The organism is Paraburkholderia sp. CI2 (assembly GCF_014201055.1).
Taxonomy (GTDB): Bacteria; Pseudomonadota; Gammaproteobacteria; order Burkholderiales; family Burkholderiaceae; genus Paraburkholderia; species Paraburkholderia tuberum.
Window position 1 is genome coordinate 1 of sequence record NZ_JACHDL010000014.1, and the last position, 19,049, is coordinate 19,049.

The 19,049-nt window shown below is 63.3% G+C and carries 12 protein-coding genes and 2 pseudogenes; 9 read left to right on the plus strand and 5 right to left on the minus strand.

Annotation, left to right across the window (positions count from 1 at the left end):
- A pseudogene (locus tag HDG32_RS36490) lies at positions 1-174 on the minus strand (ISL3 family transposase); the annotation flags it as partial.
- Between the two features lie 77 nt (positions 175-251).
- Positions 252-707 (minus strand): hypothetical protein, encoded by a 456-nt coding sequence (locus tag HDG32_RS19595; RefSeq protein WP_184069959.1) that lies wholly within the window; start codon positions 705-707, stop codon positions 252-254.
- Between the two features lie 245 nt (positions 708-952).
- Here HDG32_RS19595 and otsA point away from each other — a divergent pair, with 245 nt between their 5' ends.
- The 9 genes and pseudogenes from otsA to HDG32_RS19640 all read left to right on the plus strand — a co-directional run bounded on the left by otsA (position 953) and on the right by HDG32_RS19640 (position 16,449).
- Positions 953-2,386, plus strand: a complete 1,434-nt coding sequence (gene otsA, locus HDG32_RS19600; protein ID WP_184069961.1) for an alpha,alpha-trehalose-phosphate synthase (UDP-forming) — start codon at positions 953-955, stop codon at positions 2,384-2,386.
- A gap of 149 nt (positions 2,387-2,535) precedes the next feature.
- Complete coding sequence (locus HDG32_RS19605; protein WP_184069963.1) at positions 2,536-2,757, plus strand: hypothetical protein; 222 nt, start codon at positions 2,536-2,538, stop codon at positions 2,755-2,757.
- 335 nt (positions 2,758-3,092) lie between these two features.
- Positions 3,093-4,217 (plus strand): mechanosensitive ion channel family protein, encoded by a 1,125-nt coding sequence (locus HDG32_RS19610; protein WP_184069965.1) that lies wholly within the window; start codon positions 3,093-3,095, stop codon positions 4,215-4,217.
- A 256-nt stretch (positions 4,218-4,473) separates the two neighbouring features.
- The gene (locus tag HDG32_RS19615; protein WP_184069967.1) at positions 4,474-5,718 is read left to right on the plus strand and encodes a sodium:proton antiporter; all 1,245 of its coding nucleotides are present in this window, start codon (positions 4,474-4,476) and stop codon (positions 5,716-5,718) included.
- A 636-nt stretch (positions 5,719-6,354) separates the two neighbouring features.
- A pseudogene (locus HDG32_RS19620) lies at positions 6,355-6,852 on the plus strand (IS5 family transposase); the annotation flags it as partial.
- Positions 6,853-7,302: 450 nt separating this feature from the next.
- Positions 7,303-8,148, plus strand: coding sequence for an IclR family transcriptional regulator (locus HDG32_RS19625; RefSeq protein WP_184062044.1), 846 nt, complete (start codon positions 7,303-7,305; stop codon positions 8,146-8,148).
- Positions 8,149-8,581: 433 nt separating this feature from the next.
- Positions 8,582-9,961 (plus strand): MdtA/MuxA family multidrug efflux RND transporter periplasmic adaptor subunit, encoded by a 1,380-nt coding sequence (locus HDG32_RS19630; protein WP_184069969.1) that lies wholly within the window; start codon positions 8,582-8,584, stop codon positions 9,959-9,961.
- Positions 9,962-9,984: 23 nt separating this feature from the next.
- On the plus strand, positions 9,985-13,119 hold the full coding sequence (locus tag HDG32_RS19635; protein WP_184069972.1) for an MdtB/MuxB family multidrug efflux RND transporter permease subunit: 3,135 nt from the start codon (positions 9,985-9,987) through the stop codon (positions 13,117-13,119).
- A gap of 3 nt (positions 13,120-13,122) precedes the next feature.
- Positions 13,123-16,449 carry an efflux RND transporter permease subunit gene (locus HDG32_RS19640; RefSeq protein WP_184069974.1) on the plus strand — a complete coding sequence of 1,109 codons (3,327 nt, stop codon included), beginning with the start codon at positions 13,123-13,125 and terminating at the stop codon, positions 16,447-16,449.
- A gap of 17 nt (positions 16,450-16,466) precedes the next feature.
- Here the strand turns inward: HDG32_RS19640 and HDG32_RS19645 are convergent, their stop codons facing one another.
- From HDG32_RS19645 to HDG32_RS19655, 3 genes are all read right to left on the minus strand, one after another.
- The gene (locus tag HDG32_RS19645; protein WP_090804017.1) at positions 16,467-16,931 is read right to left on the minus strand and encodes a hypothetical protein; all 465 of its coding nucleotides are present in this window, start codon (positions 16,929-16,931) and stop codon (positions 16,467-16,469) included.
- 67 nt (positions 16,932-16,998) lie between these two features.
- Positions 16,999-17,571, minus strand: a complete 573-nt coding sequence (locus HDG32_RS19650; protein ID WP_184069976.1) for a peroxiredoxin — start codon at positions 17,569-17,571, stop codon at positions 16,999-17,001.
- A gap of 171 nt (positions 17,572-17,742) precedes the next feature.
- Positions 17,743-19,044, minus strand: a complete 1,302-nt coding sequence (locus HDG32_RS19655; protein WP_184069978.1) for an EAL domain-containing protein — start codon at positions 19,042-19,044, stop codon at positions 17,743-17,745.
- Positions 19,045-19,049 lie beyond the last annotated feature (5 nt).

Sequence of the window (19,049 nt, forward strand, 5' to 3'; positions counted from 1 at the left end):
GATTTGCGTGTCATGCACTGGGTGCTCACCGGCGACCCCGGGGTAGGCGAAGCGGCTGCCAGCGACAAAGTCCACGGCAATCGTGAGCTGCCGTTTGGCCGTGTCGAAGTCGACGCCTTGCACGTACCACGGGGCCTTGATTCCCAAGGCGGCTTCAAAGAGTTGATTCGTCATGTTCGCTTCGTCTCGCATGGCTGGTTGCCGCATTCTGCCGCAACCAGCCATGCACCAGCTTGTCGGTTCAGGGCGCCTCAAGGGTTCGCTGCGCCGGGCTCACGCCCGCCCTTGACCCGCCAAATCACCCACTCGGGTTTCAAAAGAGGCCTAAAGCTTCCCTCGGGTGCCGAGATGAATCGCCGAAATGTATGGGACTGGCCGATGTCCTTCCCAAGGATCCCATTACCGAGAGGTTGACGCATGATCGTGACGCCATCCTTCCCGATTAGCGAAACAGCAAGGCGCGAAAGTAGTCGAGACTGATGACCAGGACGACGATTCCACCGCTCTGCAATCAGGGCGATATTGCGAAGGTTGATTCGAGTATATTCTGCGGCATCGCGACGGCTCTGATATAGCACGAAAGCGGATAGCGCAATCATGACGATTGCCACCAACATCCCGCAGCCAGCTGCAGGCTGCAGCAACGCCTGCAGGATGTACTTCGCCGTGGCGCCTCGATAGGAATGGAAAGTGTTTTTCTTGCTCAATTCCTGTCCCACCCACTCACCGGCCCTGGCCTTGAGCCTTTTTCCAGCCCATTCGTAGTGAACTTCGCGGCTTTGAATAGCGCTAACACTACTGTGTTACGATTGCTTACACACTGTAGTAAAGAACGGACGCTTGGTAAAGGCGGTTTTGTCCTCGCGACAAGCGGTAGCGCTGGGCAAATCGGACCTGCTGATAACACGCTCACGCCCTTGCCTTGCGCTGCGGTATCCAACCGGGGGATTGAGTGAGCCGTCTTGTTGTTGTTTCGAATCGCACTGCTGATCTCCGGAAGGCCGCAGCGGGAGGTCTCGCTGTAGCGGTAAAAGAGAGTCTGCAACAGACAGGTGGGATGTGGTTTGGCTGGAGCGGCAAGATTCGCGACGCGGCACCCGAATCTGACAGCGAGACCAGCGTCAGACTGCAAACAGTCGGGAACATACAACTGGTGACGCTTGACCTGAACCAGCAGGATTACGATAGCTACTATCTGGGATACGCGAACGATGTCTTATGGCCGGTATTCCACTACCGGCTGGACCTTGCGAATTTTGATGTACGATTCGCAGCAGGGTACCGGCGGGTCAACCAGCTGTTCGCGCGAAAGCTGCTACCGTTGCTCAGGCCCGACGACATCATCTGGGTCCATGACTATCACCTGATCCCCCTTGCTGCCGAACTCAGAGCGATGGGGTGCGGCAACCGGATCGGATTCTTTCTGCATGTCCCGATGCCACCGCCTCTCATCATGGCGGCCATTCCAGAGCACGAATGGCTCATGCGTTCACTATTCGCCTACGATCTGGCCGGCTTCCAGAGCGAAGCGGATGTAACGCATTTTACGCGCTACGTAGAGTCCGAAGCCGGCGCTGACGCGCTACCCGGCGCACAGCTTCGGGCCTTCAATCGCACGTTGCGGGTCGGGGCGTATCCGATAGGAATCGACGTCGATGAGTTCGCCGCTCTCGCGCAGGACCGGGAGGGTGTCGAAATGTTCGATCGTATGCGACAGGAGTACTCCCGACGCCGCCTGCTTCTCGGCGTCGACAGGCTGGATTACTCAAAGGGTCTACCGCAGCGCGTGCACGCGTTTCGTGAGCTTCTGGCGAACTACCCCGAGAACCGCAACAGTGCAACACTCATCCAGATCGCGTCCCCGAGCCGGGAAGACGTGGGTGCCTATGACGATCTGCGCCGCGAGATGGACAGCCTCTGCGGCGCGATAAACGGTGACTTCGGCGAACTTGACTGGATGCCGGTTCGTTATATTCATCGCAACGTCGCCCGTAAGCGGCTACCGGGACTATATCGCGCAAGCCGCGTCGCGCTTGTCACGCCACTGCGCGATGGGATGAACCTGGTCGCCAAGGAGTTTATCGCCGCGCAGGACCCGGGCGATCCCGGCGTGCTGGTTCTCTCCCGATTTGCCGGCGCAGCGGAACAATTGAAAGAAGCTCTTCTTGTGAATCCGTACGATACGCACGGGACAGCGCACGTCATTCAGCGCGCGCTGACGATGTCAATCGAAGAACGGATCAGTCGTCACGCAGCATTGATGGGGCGGATCCGCCAGTTCGATGTGCACTGGTGGAGTTCGAGTTTTCTGAGGGATCTCTCGGCTGCTGAGCGCAGTGACGACCGTGAACCGGTGCTGGGACATTCAGCCGATCGCGCGAGCTAACCGACGGCGATTGGCGCATCGTGCCGGCCTACGCCGACGACGCAATCGGCTCGAGTACCCACGCGACAGCGCGTTGCAGCCCCGCTGAAGAGCACATGCAGACTGATTGCGTGACAACTGATGTAACAAACGAATGTTGAGGTGCCGCGATGCAGTACGACTACGGAACATTTCACATCGATTGCCGGGCGCACCGCGCTAACGATGGTCGTTACGTTGCGAGAGCCAGAATCAGTCGCGGACCGGGCGACGCGGAAGACCGCGTCGAAACGCATGATTCAGGTGATATCGATTCGTTCGCCGACGAGGCCGATGCCATATCTTGCGCGAAAGCGTGGGCTATCAAATGGTGCGACGAAAACCGGGACTGAGCCGCGCACGGCGGTTCCGCATACTTGACGATGGAGACCGACATGGCTGAGCGGCGAGAGCAGCTTGACGAGTACAACGGCTTCGTCGTGCTGGCCAAACCAGCCTGAATGCATCGAGTTTCTCAGGAAATGCACGACACTGGATTTCTGAAGAGGTGAGCCGGACGAGCGCCCGGGCCGCGCCAGATCGAGTCAAAGGGGAATGCGCATCCACGCGACCGACTCGAACTGATTGGGGGAACTATCTTCCTGGAGGCCTGACAGACCGCTACGAGCGCTTACACCGCTCACGTCTATGAGTTCCGTCACTCGGAATCAATTGGGGAGGAAAATCGATGAAAAAGTGGCTCGACCTGAACGTGTTTCTGGGTATCCCTGCCAGCGAGTGGGTCTATGCGGCGATCGCGACCATCGTCAGCTACCTGGCGTTGATCTATCTGCTGAAGTTCGCCATCACGCGCCTTTCGATGCTGTCCCAACGAACGTCAACCCGTCTCGACGATATGCTGGTTCAGGTCATTGAAGGCACGCACCGGCTTACGCTACTCGCGGCAGCAGCGCTGGTCGGCACGAAGTTTCTGACATTGCCGGACAGGTGGGACGTCCGTCTTGGCCATCTCTGGTTTCTCATCATCGGTTTTCAGCTGGCCCTGTGGATAAACCGTGGCGTGACGCTATGGACCGAGAGGCGGCTGGAAGCGACAGAGAGGCTCGCCCACAATCCGGTCATCACGACCATGCTGTCGTGGACGTTGCGCGCGCTGCTGTGGTCCGTTCTTATGCTGGCGGTGCTCGCCAACATGGGCGTGAACATCACCGCGTTTGTCGCGAGCCTGGGTGTGGGTGGTGTTGCCGTCGCACTCGCGGTACAAAGCATTCTGAGTGATCTTTTCGCATCGCTGGCCATCGGACTCGACAAGCCATTCGAGATTGGCGACTTCATCGTCTTCGGTGAGATTGCCGGGAGCATCGAGCACATCGGACTCAAGACCACGCGCATCCGGAGTCTGAGTGGAGAACAGATCGTTTGCAGCAATACCGAACTGCTGAAAAACACGATTCACAACTACAAGCGAATGGCCGAGCGGCGCATTCTGTTTAATTTCGGGGTGACATACGATGCGAGTCCCGAGCAATTGCGCGCCGTTCCTGCCATGGTACAGAAGGCAGTCGAATCCGCCGGAAAGACCCGCTTTGATCGTGCGCATTTCAAGGGGTTCGGCGACAGCTCGCTCGATTTCGAAGTCGTGTATTACGTCACCGATCCCGCCTACAACCTGTACATGGACATACAGCAGGGAATCAATCTCGAGTTGATGACGCAATTTGGTAGACGGGGTATTGAATTCGCTTTCCCGACGCGCACGCTCCACGTCGTGAACAAGCAACAGACGGAGGACGGTGCAAAGAGGTCATCGTTCGCACCGCACGCGGAATTGGCTACTCGAGAGGCACAATAAACGCTTCCGAATACCGCTCGGGCCGTTCCTGAGCGTGTCCGGGTTAATGCCTGGGACAGGATTTCAGGCGCCTGGCTGCCCCACGCGTCTGCCGGATGACCCGTTTGGCAACCGCGTATACTCCCGTTTCCCAAGGCACGGCTGGAGTCCGGATGCAGAAAATTCAACATAGATTTCCCGTGCGAATCCGATCACATGATCCAGCGCCGCTGGTCCGCTCAATCCAGCCCAGAACCTTCATCCCCCACCACGCCGCATGCTCGACATCATTGCCATCTGTCTGGTCGTCACCGCGCTACTGGCGTATGTGAATCACCGCTTTCTGAGGCTTCCGACGACGATCGGCGTCATGGTAACGGCGCTCGGACTCTCCCTTGCGATCGTTGGACTGGACAAGCTTGGCGTCGCGCACGGTCTGCGCGTTGCAGAAGAGCATCTCGTCAACTCGATCAATTTCAGTGAGGTGCTTCTGCAAGGCATGCTGTCGCTTTTGCTGTTCGCCGGCGCGATGCATGTGGATTTACGCAAGCTGAGGGCTTTCCGGACCCAGATCATCAGTCTGGCTGTGCTCAGTACGGCGACCTCCACGCTGCTGATCGGATTCGCGATGTGGAAACTGCTCCCCCTTTGCGGAGTCGAACTCGCGCTGCCCTTCTGCCTGCTGTTCGGCGCCCTGATTTCGCCGACGGACCCCGTCGCGGTAATCGGCATCCTGAAGTCCGCAGGCGCGCCCGAAGGCCTGAAGGTGGTCATTACTGGAGAGTCGCTCTTCAACGACGGCGTCGGGGTCGTGCTTTTCTCTCTGCTGCTCACGATGGCCAGCACGGGCGTCACTCCATCCGTCCAGACGGGGTTGGCTGCATTTATCCTGGAAGCCGGCGGCGGCCTGCTATTCGGCGGGGTCGTAGGCTATCTGACATATCGGCTGCTCAAAAGCGTCGACCATTACCAGGTCGAAGTCCTGATGACGCTCGCATCGGTGATCGGCGGCTACGCGCTCGCTAATCATCTGCATGTCTCCGGGCCACTCGCCATGGTGGTTGCGGGCGTGATGATCGGCAACCGCGGCCGCGCCGACGCGATGTCCGAGACGACCCGGCGATACGTGGACATGTTCTGGGAGTTGATCGATGAGATTCTGAATGCCGTTCTTTTTGTATTGATCGGCATGGAGGTTCTGCTCGTCGAGTTCCCCGGTAGGATACTACTCGCTGGCGCCGGTGCGGCACTGGTCGCACTGCTCGCGCGACTGGTGTCGGTGGGACTGCCTGTCATGCTGCTTGGGCGGGCGTCCCGGCTACCGAAAGGAGCGTGGAGTGTGCTTACATGGGGCGGGCTGCGTGGTGGCATTTCCGTTGCACTGGCACTATCGATTCAGCCTGGACCGGGGCGCGACATCGTCCTCGCGTTGACGTACTGTGTGGTCGTTTCGTCGATCCTGGGTCAGGGGCTCACGGTTGGCTGGATTATCCGTCGGGCAGCAGGCGTCAAGGAAGAATGAAAACGGTCCGTATGCGGTGGCCAGTTACGACAAAAGGATTGCCAGGCGTCGACCGCTAACGACAGCGCGTGAGACGCGATCTCGATTAGGACTGCGACGCCGTATCGGGGAATCAGATCCGGCGATTGCCCGGGAGGTGGATAGTCAAATACCCCGCCGAGAGTCTGATTCGTTTCGGCGGCCGCTCAACACACGTGCTGGAATTCAGGCATCAGTGGCTCGACTCCAGGCCAAACATATAACAGGCGGCACCCATTAGCCGGCCGACGGAGCGTTTGCTTCAGGTGCTCCGCGCGCCTGGCCTTAAGAAGGCAATCCGAAACCGATGATCCTAACGGAGCGATTTCGCTTTTTCCTTACACCAACTTAGCCGACGGCCCCGTAAACGTGACGGAGCCGTTTTCTGTTACGGTAACAGCCGCATTCAGTTCTATCAGACTCGTGAGTCGGATCAACTCGCCACGATCAATGAAGCAACCGGCCCAACTTGAAACAGATATGTGGGCGACCGTTCGATCCACCGTCACCGTTCAGCCGAACCCCATCACCGCGTTAAGGAAGGTCTGCAAAAGTCCTGGCATTGCGTTGCTGCTGAGCTATCCTGGAAACAAAGCGAATTAGTTGAGGAGCAGTGTGATGACGCAACTTGGTCTTGGTCTGGATCTGTCAACGAAGCGCACGCGCAAACGGGAATTTCTCGATGAGATGCGACGTGTTGTGCCCTGGTTGAAGCTCATTGTGCTGATTGAGCCGCACTATCCCACGGGCAAAACCGGTCGGCCGCCGTTCCCGATTGCAACGATGTTGCAGATTCATTTCATGCAGCAACGGTTCGGTCTGTCAGACCCTGCCATGGAAGAGGCACTCTATGACGTTCCGCTGTATCGCGAGTTCGCGGGTCTCGACGGCGGGATGGTTCGCTTGCCGGATGAAAGCACGATTCTCCGGTTCCGCCATCTGCTGGAAACGCACGGACTGGCGGTGCAAATGCTGGCGCTGGTCAATGAAATCCTGACGGAGAAAGGCCTGATGCTCAAGGCTGGATCGGCAGTCGACGCCACTCTGATTGCCGCGCCCAGTTCGACAAAGAATGGCTCCGGCACGCGTGATCCGGAAATGCAATCAACGCAGAAAAACTTTGCAGTACCCGAAAGACGAAGCTTACGTTCCTGCAGACTTTGTTGTGCACCCGTAACAACCAAAAAAAAAGCGTCACGTTGCCGTGACGCCTTAAAAAGTTCTAGCCATTCCGAGGGCCGTGCTAGAACCTGAGAGAAGGTAATTCGAAAGGCGCAAGCGCATTGGACGGGCAATCGCTCCTGGATTTTGGGATTTTTCCGCTCGCGCGCACCACAATGCAGCGCAGACAAGCGACTTTCGAAATGAGGTTCCATTTTTTATGGTTATGCTGACTAAGTCAAGCAAAAAGATGTAGTCGACCATCGATCGGCAAATTCTTCCGATACAATGACTTTTCTTAAAAATGTATGAATGGGTGCCCCGGTTTGGAGATGTCCGTGCCTCTGTGAGCGGCCATCATCAGGTTGTCGCACGAACAATTTGAAATGCTGTTCCATAAAACGCATGAACCGATCCACTCCCAACCAACCCGTCGCCGCCAAGGTCCCCGCCAGCAAAGACCGAGACGGCCCAGGCGATGAAGTCACCGCGCTCGCGCGCGGCCTGACCGTGCTGCGCGCCGTCGCCGCCGCGCACGCACCACTCAGTAATCGCGAACTCGCCGAGTTGACAGGCATCCCGAAGCCCACCGTGTCGCGCATCACCGCGACGCTCGTGGGCACAGGTTTTCTGCTGCGACTACCCGACAGCGAGCGCTTCGTGCTGACCTCGTCGGTGCTCGAACTGAGCAACGGCTTTCTGCGCAACTTCGACATCCGCTCGCGCGCGCGGCCGTTTCTGATCGAACTCGCGGAACGCACCGCGTTGTCGGTGCATCTGGCGGTGCGCGACCGCTACGACATGGTCGTCATCGACGCGATCCGGCCGCGTTCGGCGGTGCTCGTGTCGCGACTCGAAATCGGCTCGCGCATGAGCTTGACGCGCACCGCCGTCGGCCGGGCGTACCTCGCGGCGCTCGCGCAGCCGGACCGCGACCGTCTACTGGTCGGCCTGCAGACGGCCGAAGGTGACGATTGGGGCTATATCGGCAGCCGTCTCGCAAGCGCGATCCAGGACACCCTCGAGCGCGGCTTCGCAATCGCCACCGGCGAGTGGTACAACGGGCTGAACGCGATCGCGCTCGGCTTCGTCGGGCCGTCGGGCGAGCGCTACGCGGTCAATTGCGGCGGCTCGGCCGACCAATGTCCGCGCGACTGGCTGATCGCGCGCGCCGCGCCCGCGCTGCTCGAATGCATCGACAAGATCGTCCTGGAGATCGGCGGCACGCCGGGGCGCCGGCTCGACGAATAAGCCGGCGGCGGCAACCGGCGCCAAACGGCGCGCCGCGCGGATCGAACGCGGCGCCAGCCGCCCTCGATCTGCGGGAGTGGCGACGGCGGCCCGCCCTCGCCCGACCATTCACCGACATGCTGTAACCTTCGTAATCAACCGAAAAATACGCGGCTGGACTGTTACAGACGCCGCAACGTACGATCACGCATCCCGTCGCGGGACCGCGCGCCGCGAGCCGTGAGCGCCGTCGAAACGGCCGCGTCCAGCCGTGATGATTCCGCATTGCGTTAACATCCCTGTCCCGCGCCTCGGGTAGCATCGCGCTGAACATTGCGCGGCGCCCGCCGCCACGACCGCCTGACATGCCGCCCATGTGCCGGCCCACCGCCCTTCGAATGGCGGCGACCGCATCGGCGGCTCACATCATCAAGCCAGCCACCCGACCGAACCGATGGACGAACAACAAAAGCACCCGGAAACCCAACACCCTGCCGCTCCCCAGCCGTCCGCGAACGGCGCGCAATCGAGCGCGCCCGGCGCGGTGAAACGCCACCGCGGCCGCACCGTCGCGCTGATCGTCGCGGCGCTGGTCGTGCTCGGCGTCGTGCTGTGGCGCTGGCATCCGTGGGGCGGGCCCGGCAGCGGCGCGAGCGCGCCGGGTGCGGCGAGCGGCGCGCGCAGCGGCCGCTTCGGCCGCGGCGGTCCGAACGCGATGGCCAACATGGCGCAGCCGGTGCACGTCGCCGCCGCGACGCAGGGCGAGATGCCGGTCGTGCTGACCGCGCTCGGCACGGTCACGCCGCTCGCCACCGTCACCGTGCTGCCGCAGCTGAGCGGCGTGCTGCAGGACGTCTATTTCAAGGAAGGCCAGATGGTCAAGCAGGGCGACGTACTGGCCCAGATCGACCCGCGCCCGTACGAAATTTCACTGCGCAACGCCGAGGGCACGCTGGTGCGCGACGAGGCGCTGCTCGCCACCGCGCGTCTCGATCTGAAGCGCTATCAGACGCTGCTCGCGCAGGACTCGATCGCGAGTCAGCAGGTCGACACGCAGGCGTCGCTGGTACGGCAATACGAAGGCACGGTGAAGTCCGATCAGGCGAACGTCGACAGCTTCAAGCTCGACCTCGTGTACGCGCGCATCACCGCGCCGGTGTCGGGACGCGTCGGTCTGCGTCAGGTCGACCCGGGCAACTACGTGACCTCGGGCCTCACCAACGGCATCGTCGTGATTACGCAGCTCGATCCGATCAGCGTGCTGTTCACGACCTCCGAAGACAATCTGCAGCAGATCATCCAGCACACGCAGAACGGCGAGTCGCTGTCGGCCACCGCGTACGACCGCAGCAACACGCATCCGCTCGAAGTCGGCTCGCTAAAGACGATGGACAATCAGATCGACACGACCACCGGCACGATCAAACTGCGCGCGATCTTCAAGAACAAGGACAACGGCCTGTTCCCGAACCAGTTCGTCAACACTCGCCTGCTCGTCGATACGATCAGGAACGCGGTGATCGTGCCGACCTCGGCGGTGCTCAACGGCTCGATGGGTACCTTCGTGTACGTCGTGAAGCCCGACAACACGGTCACCGTGCGCCAGGTCAAGGTCGGCCCGGTCGACGGCGAGCGCACCAGCATCCAGTCGGGCCTCGCGGTCGGCGAGCGCGTCGTGATCGACGGTTCGGACCGGCTGCGCGAAGGCGCGAAGATCACGATTCCGGCCGAGCGGCCGCGTGGCGCATCCGGCGCGCACGGCGCGAGCGCTCCGGCGAGCGCCTCGGGCGCGCACGCGCATCGCGGCCGGCACGCGGCGCAAGCATCGCAATAAAGTAAAGGCACGGCACTTACCGCATGAATCCATCCCGCGCTTTTATTCTGCGTCCTGTCGGCACCGCGCTGCTGATGGCGGCGATCATGCTGGTCGGCCTCGTCGCGCTGCGCTTTCTGCCGCTGTCCGCGCTGCCCGAGGTCGACTATCCGACGATCCAGGTGCAGACCTTCTATCCGGGCGCGAGCCCGGACGTGATGACGTCGTCCGTGACGGCGCCGCTCGAGAGGCAGTTCGGGCAGATGCCGTCGCTGAACCAGATGTCGTCGCAAAGCTCGGCCGGCTCGTCGATCATCACGCTGCAGTTCAGCCTCGACCTGCCGCTCGACATCGCCGAGCAGGAGGTCCAGGCGGCGATCAACGCGGCGGGCAACCTGCTGCCGTCCGACCTGCCCGCGCCGCCGATCTACGCGAAGGTCAACCCGGCCGACGCGCCGATCATCACGCTCGCGATCACGTCGAAGACACTGCCGCTCACGCAGGTGCAGGATCTCGCCGACACGCGTCTCGCGCAGAAGATTTCGCAGGTCGCCGGGGTGGGTCTCGTCAGCCTGTCGGGCGGCCAGCGCCCGGCGATCCGCATTCAGGCGAACCCGCGCGCGCTCGCCGCGTACGGCCTGAATCTCGACGACCTGCGCACCACGATCTCGAACCTGAACGTCAACACGCCGAAGGGCAATTTCGACGGTCCGACGCGCAACTACACGATCAACTCGAACGACCAGTTGACCGACGCCGACGAATACAAGAGCGCCGTGGTCGCGTACAAGAGCGGCCGTCCGGTGATGCTGACCGACGTCGCGAGCATCGTGGCGGGACCGGAGAATACGAAGCTCGGCGCGTGGGTCGACAACACGCCCGCGATCATTCTGAACGTGCAGCGCCAGCCGGGCGCGAACGTGATCCAGGTGGTCGACAGCATCAAGGCGCTGCTGCCGCAGTTGCAGCAGTCGCTGCCCGCCGCGCTCGACGTCGAGGTCGTCACCGACCGCACCACGACGATCCGCGCGTCGGTGCGCGACGTGCAGTTCGAACTGGCGATGTCGGTCGTGCTGGTCGTGCTGGTGATGTACCTGTTCCTCGCCAACATCTACGCGACGATCATTCCGAGCCTGTCGGTGCCGCTGTCGCTGATCGGCACGCTCGCGGTGATGTACCTGTGCGGCTTCTCGCTCGACAACCTGTCGCTGATGGCACTGACCATCGCCACCGGCTTCGTCGTCGACGACGCGATCGTGATGATCGAGAACATCGCGCGCTACGTCGAGGAAGGCGACACGGCGCTCGAAGCCGCGCTGAAGGGCTCGAAGCAGATCGGCTTCACGATCATTTCGCTGACGGTCTCGCTGATCGCGGTGCTGATTCCGCTGCTCTTCATGGGCGACGTGGTCGGGCGCCTGTTCCACGAATTCGCGATCACGCTCGCGGTGACGATCGTCATCTCGGCGGTCGTATCGCTGACGCTCGTGCCGATGATGTGCGCGAAGCTGTTGCGCCACACGCCGCCGCACGACAGTCACCGTTTCGAGGCGAAGGCGCACCGCTTCATCGACTGGGTGATCGCGCGCTACGCGGTCGCGCTCACGTGGGTGCTGAACCGTCAGCGCTCCACGCTGGTCGTCGCGGTGCTCACGCTGGTGCTGACCGGCCTGCTGTACGTGTTCGTGCCGAAGGGCTTCTTCCCGGTGCAGGACACCGGCGTGATTCAGGCGATCACGCAGATGCCGCAGTCGGTGTCGTTCGCATCGATGGCCGAGCGTCAGCAGGCGCTCGCCGACCAGATCCTGAAGAACCCGGACGTCGAAAGCCTGACCTCGTTCATCGGCGTGGACGGCAGCAACATCACGCTGAACAGCGGCCGCATGCTGATCAACCTGAAGCCGCGCGACGACCGCAGCAATACCGCGAGCGAGGTGATCCGCCAGTTGCAGAAAGACGTCGCGCATATTCCGGGCGCGTCGCTGTACATGCAGCCGGTGCAGGACCTGACGATCGACTCGACCGTCAGCCCGACGCAGTATCAATTCATGCTGACCGATCCGAACATCAGCGAATTCACGACGTGGGTGCCGAAGCTGGTCGACCGGTTGAAGCAGTCGCCCGAGCTCGCGGACGTCGCGACCGATCTGCAGGACAACGGCCGCTCGGTGTTCATCGAGATCGACCGCGCGACCGCCGCGCGCTTCGGCATCACACCGGCCACGATCGACAACGCGTTGTACGACGCGTTCGGCCAGCGCATCATTTCGACGATCTTCACGCAGTCGAACCAGTACCGCGTGATTCTCGAAGCGCAGCCGACGATGCAGCACTACACCACGTCGCTGAACTCGATCTACCTGCCCTCTTCCACATCGACGGGCGGCCAGGTGCCGCTGTCGTCGATCGCGAAGTTCATCGAGCAACCCGCGCCGCTGCTCGTCACGCACCTGAGCCAGTTCCCGGCCACCACGGTGTCGTTCAACCTCGCGCCGGGTTCGTCGCTCGGCGCGGCGGTCAAGGCGATCCAGCAGGCCGAGAAGGACGTCGGTCTGCCCGCGTCGTTCCAGACGCGCTTCCAGGGCGCGGCGCTCGCGTTCCAGGCGTCGCTCGCCAACGAGCTGTTCCTGATCCTCGCGGCGATCGTCACGATGTACATCGTGCTCGGCGTGCTGTACGAGAGCTTCATCCATCCGATCACGATTCTGTCGACGCTGCCGTCGGCCGGCGTCGGCGCGCTGCTCGCGCTGCTGATCACCGGCCACGATCTCGACATCATCGGCATCATCGGCATCGTGCTGCTGATCGGTATCGTGAAGAAGAACGCGATCATGATGATCGACTTCGCGCTCTACGCCGAGCGCGAGGAAGGCAAGCCGCCGCGCGAGGCGATCTACCAGGCGTGTCTGCTGCGCTTCCGGCCGATCCTGATGACCACGCTCGCCGCGCTGCTCGGCGCGCTGCCGCTGATGCTCGGCACCGGCGCGGGCTCGGAGCTGCGCCGGCCGCTCGGTATCGCGATCGCCGGCGGCCTGATCGTGAGCCAGCTGCTGACCCTGTTCACGACGCCGGTGATCTACCTCGCGTTCGATTCGCTCGGCCGCCGGCTGCGCGAGCGCTTTAACCGCGGCGATTCGTCCGGTAGCGCCACGCCGCCCGCCACCGATGCAGGGAACTGAGCGATGAACCTGTCGCGTCCGTTTATCTCCCGTCCGGTCGCCACCACGCTGCTGGCGATCGGCATCGCGTTGTCGGGGGTATTCGCGTTCACGAAGCTGCCGGTCGCGCCGCTGCCGCAGGTCGACTTCCCGACCATCTCGGTGCAGGCGACGCTGCCGGGCGCGAGCCCGGAGACCGTCGCGACGAGCGTCGCGAGTCCGCTCGAGCGGCATCTCGGCTCGATCGCCGACGTCACCGAGATGACGTCGCAGAGTTCGGTCGGCTCGACGCGCATCACGCTGCAGTTCGGCCTGAACCGCAACATCGACGGCGCCGCGCGCGACGTGCAGGCGGCGATCAACGCGGCGCGCGCCGACCTGCCCGCGAGCCTGCGCAGCAACCCGACCTACCACAAGGTCAACCCGGCCGACGCGCCGATCCTGATTCTCGCGCTGACATCGAGCACGCTGACGGCGGGCCAGCTCTACGATTCGGCCGCGACGGTGCTGCAGCAGTCGTTGTCGCAGGTGCAGGGGGTTGGCGAAGTGGATGTCAGCGGTTCGGCGAATCCGGCCGTGCGCGTCGAGTTGCTGCCGCATGCGCTGTCGCATTACGGCATCGGCCTCGAGGACGTGCGCGCGGCGCTCGCCGCGGCCAATGCCAACAGCCCGAAGGGCTCGATCGAGTTCGGCGAGAACCGCGTACAGCTGTACACCAACGACCAGGCGAGCAAGGCGTCGCAATACAAGGACCTCGTCATTGCCTATCGCAACGGCGCGCCGGTCAAACTCTCCGACATGGGCGAAGTCGTCGATTCGGTCGAAGATCTGCGCAATCTCGGTCTCTTCAATGGCAAGCGCTCGGTGCTCGTGATCCTGTACCGGCAGCCGGGCGCGAACATCATCGAGACCGTCGACCGCGTGAAGGCGATGCTGCCGCAACTGCACGCGTCGCTGCCCGCCGACGTCGACATTTCACCGACCTCGGACCGTTCCATTACTATCCGCGCGTCGCTGCGCGACACCGAGCGCACCCTCGTGATCGCGGTCACGCTCGTCGTGATGGTCGTGTTCCTGTTCCTGCGCAACTGGCGCGCCACGCTGATTCCGAGCGTGGCCGTGCCGATCTCGATCATCGGCACCTTCGGCGCGATGTACCTGATGGGCTTCTCGATCGACAATCTGTCGCTGATGGCGTTGACCATCGCGACCGGCTTCGTCGTCGACGACGCGATCGTCGTGCTCGAAAACATCTCGCGCCACATCGAAGACGGCGTGCCGCGCATGAAGGCCGCGTTCATCGGCGCGCGCGAGGTCGGCTTCACGGTGATGTCGATCAGCATCTCGCTGGTCGCCGTGTTCCTGCCGATCCTGCTGATGGGCGGCATCGTCGGGCGGCTGTTCCGCGAGTTCGCGCTGACGCTGTCGCTCGCGATCGCGGTGTCGCTGGTCGTATCGCTGACGCTCACGCCGATGATGTGCTCGCGCCTGCTGCGCGAACCGTACGAAAAGCATGAGGAAAATCGCTTCGGCCGCTGGCTCGAACGCGGCTTCACGTCGATGCAGCGCGGCTACGAGCGCACGCTCGGCTGGGCGCTGCGGCATCCGCTGCTGATCGTCCTCGTCCTGCTGCTGACCATCGCGCTGAACATCGCGCTCTACATCATCGTGCCAAAGGGCTTCTTCCCGCAGCAGGACACGGGGCGCCTGATCGGCGGCATCCAGGCCGACCAGAGCACGTCGTTCCAGGCAATGAAGGGCAAGTTCTCGCAGATGATGGAAATCGTCGGCAAGAACCCGGCGGTCGACAGCGTGGTCGGCTTCACCGGCGGCCGGCAGACCAACTCGGGCTTCATGTTCGTGTCGCTGAAGCCGAAGAGCGAACGCAAGCTGTCCGCCGACCAGGTGATCCAGCAACTGCGTGCGCCGCTCGGCGACGTGGCCGGCGCGCGCACGTTCCTGCAGGCGGTGCAGGACATCCGCGTCGGCGGCCGGCAATCGAACGCGCAGTTTCAGTTCACGCTGCTCGCCGACTCGACGCCCGATCTGTACAAGTGGGGGCCGAAGCTCACCGAGGCGCTGCAGGCACGCAAGGAGCTCGCGGACGTGAACTCCGACCAGCAGCAGGGCGGTCTCGAAGCGATGGTGACGATCGACCGCGCCACGGCATCGCGCCTCGGCATCAAGCCCGCGCAGATCGACAACACGCTGTATGACGCGTTCGGCCAGCGCCAGGTGTCGACGATCTACAACCCGCTGAACCAGTATCACGTCGTGATGGAAGTCGCGCCGCAATACTGGCAGAGCCCGGAGATGCTGAAGCAGATTTTCATCAGCACGTCGGGCGGCAGCGCGAGCGGCGCGCAGACCACCAACGCGCCGGCCGGCACCGTGACGTCCAGAGCGACCAGCACGTCGACCACGACGAGCGCGGCAACCGGCGGCACGGCCGCCACCACCGCGACGAGCGCGGCCAGCATCGCAGCCGACTCCGCGCGCAATCAGGCCATCAACTCCATCGCGGCGAGCGGCAAGTCGAGCGCGTCGTCGGGCTCGGCGGTGTCGACCGCGAAGGAGACGATGGTGCCGCTGTCGGCGATCGCGAGCTTCGGGCCGGGCACCACGCCGCTATCGGTCAATCACCAGAGCCAGTTCGTCGCCTCGACGATCTCGTTCAACCTGCCGCCGGGCGTGTCGCTGTCCACCGCCACGCAGGCGATCTACGACACGATGGCCGAGATCGGCATGCCCGCCACGATTCACGGCAGCTTCCAGGGCACCGCGCAGGCGTTCCAGCAGTCGATGTCCGACCAGCCGATCCTGATCCTCGCCGCGCTCGCGGCGGTGTATATCGTGCTCGGCATCCTGTACGAGAGCTACATCCACCCGCTGACGATCCTGTCGACGCTGCCGTCCGCGGGCGTCGGCGCGTTGCTCGCGCTGCTGCTGTTCAAGACCGAGTTCAGCATCATCGCGCTGATCGGTGTGATCCTGCTGATCGGCATCGTGAAGAAGAACGCGATCATGATGGTGGACTTCGCGATCGACGCGTCGCGCAAGGGAATGTCGTCGCGCGACGCGATCTACCAGGCCTGTCTGCTGCGCTTCCGACCGATCATGATGACCACCTTCGCCGCGCTGCTCGGCGCGTTGCCGCTCGCGTTCGGCAGCGGCGAAGGCGCGGAGATGCGCGCGCCGCTCGGTATTTCGATCGTCGGCGGGCTGATCGTCAGCCAGATGCTGACGCTCTATACGACGCCGGTCGTCTATCTGTACATGGATCGCATCCGCGTGCGCTGGGAGGCGAGAAAGGCACGCCGCGCGGGTGGCGCGGCGCCGACGTCGTCATGACGTAGTGAAGGTGGCGCTCACAGCTTCTGCTCGATGGCCAGCGAGAAAATCCGCTGCCATCGGCGCGCCGCCCGCTCGTTCGACATCGGCACGAGCCACTCGCCGTGCCGTGAGTCCTTGACCTTCAGCGCGAGCCGCGCCTGTGCGTCGCGGCCCTGTGCTTCGGCGCCGAGCAGATCGGCGAAGATATACGCGCCCTGCTGGTCGCCGACGCGAATCTCGCAGAGCCGCTTGGCCGCCGCGAGCCGCACCGAGCCCCAACTGCCCTTCAATTCGTGCGTCCAGTCGCCGTCGCGCACGTTCGGCGCGACTTCGCGGCGCCGCTGCCGCCAGTACGCGAGCGCACCGGCGATCAGCAACGCAACCAGCACAGCCACACCCTCCGCCACCGCCAGCCCGAAAGCGGCCTGCAGCGCATAAAAGGCACGCACCGCGCCGTACCCCAGCGCGATCAGCGCAATCAACGCAACGACAATCGGCATCGCAAGCTCATCCGGCAAATGGTTTTAGTCGGCTAGCGCGGGCAAACGCGACGGCGCGTTCGGCTCCTCACTGCCCCTCATGTCCCTTATGCGCAGCCGACCACTCCTTGAGCGCGTTCAGCGTGTTCTCGACATGCTTGTCGGGCGACAGGCTCGTGTACTCGTAGATGATCTTGCCGTCGGGCGAGATCACGTACGACACGCGATTCGCCATGCCGGCCTTCAACGGCATGGCCGCGTCGTACGCATTGATCACCTTCGCGTCGGCGTCGGCCGCGACCGGGAATTTGCTGCGGCATTCGCTGACCGAAAACTTCGTCAGCGTATCGATGTTGTCGTGCGACACGCCGATCACCGTCGCGCCGTACTTCTTGTATTGGTCGACCGCATCGGCGAACTCGTGCGCCTCGATCGTGCAGCCCTTCGTGAACGCGGCCGGATAGAAGTACAGCACGACCGGGCCCTTCTTCAGTTCGTCGGCGAGCGAATACGTGTAGGTCTTGCCGCCGAGCGAGGCCTCGGCGGTAAACGTCGGCGCCGTATCGCCGGGCTTCAGGGTTGCCGAGGCGAGCGGCGAATGCATTGCGAATCCGAACGCCATGACGGCGGCCAGTACCGCCGGTATGTGTTTTGTCTTCATCTGCTCCTCCACGCGTGAGCGCACGCAATTGATCGGGTCCATCGGAGACAGCTTCGGCCGACGTCACAGGCCTTCGCTGAACTTCCTATTGGACCACGGATGCGCACGCGGCGCGGGTCGTCGCCCGGAGCACAAGCGAATCGAAAGGGTGCGGCGCGCGAGCTCGACGCCTCAAACGCCCAATTCCGCCACGTGCGCGCCGAACCACGCCGCCGCCGACAGGTTCAGCTCCGACAGCACGTCGGGCGTCAGCGCGTGGAAGCCCGCCGCCGTCGCGACCGGCGCCGCGTCGCCGCCCTCGCCCGCGACCTCGGCGATCAGCAGCAGCGCGCCCAGTTCGCCCTTGCGCGCGACGATCGCGTCGCGAATCTGCGGCGCGAGGCCGAGTTTCTCGAGCACCGCGTCCGGCGTGCTGTCGAGCACGATGTGCACGAGCGAAAAAATCCCGGTCATGAACGCGGCGTCGGCGAATTCGCCGTCGGCCGGACGCAGCCAGTTCGCGGCGAGTTCCATGAAGCGCGAGCGCGTCGCCGCCAGTTGCACGAGCGGATCGGCGCGCCACGGCAACTCGCCGGTGTCCGAGTACAGCAGCAGTTGCGCCCAGCGTGCGATCTGCCGCGTGCCGGTCGCGATGATCGCCTCGCGCAGCGACGCGATGTTGCGCCCGAGGCCGAATGCACTCGAATTGACGAGCCGCAGCAGTTGCACGACCACGCCCGGGTTGACCTTCAGCTCCGCCTCGAGCTCGACGATGCCGGCGTCGCGCGACAGCAGCGCGAGCAGCCGCAGCAGGCCCGGACGCAGCGAGCGGTTGCGCGGCGCGGCCAGCACCTGCGGCCGCGCGAAGAAGTAGCCCTGGAACAGATCGAAACCGAGCTCGTGGGCGAGCGCGAAGTCCTCGTGCGTCTCGACCTTCTCGGCGAGCAGCGTCTTGCCGTGGCCGCGCAGCGTCGACGCGAGCTTCGCGACGGTGCGGCGCGGCGTCTGCACGAAATCGATCTTGACGATGTCGGCGTACGGCAGCATCGCGCTCAGCTCGTCGGACAGATCGTGCACGTCGTCGAGCGCGACCTGGAAGCCGGCGCCGCGCAACTCGCCGAGACGACGCGCGAGCGAGGCGTCGTAGCGCACGGTTTCGAGGATTTCGAGCACGAAGCGCTCGGGCGGCATCAGATGGACGATGTCGCTAAAGAGCAGCGCGCGGTCGATATTGACGAAGCCGCGATGCTGGCCGAGCACGGCGGGCACGCCGATTCCGCCGATCGTGCGCGCGACCACCTGCGCGGTGGCCTGCGTGTCGTCGCTGATTTCGGCGTAGTTGTACGTTCCGGCACGGAACAGCAGCTCGTAGGCGTGAAGCGCGCCATCGCGATCGAGAATCGGCTGGCGGCCGACATAGACGTACTGCGGGGCAGCGTCCAGCTCCCCGTGCTCACGAGAGCCGGCCGACGCGCCGGCGAGGACATCACGCACCTCGA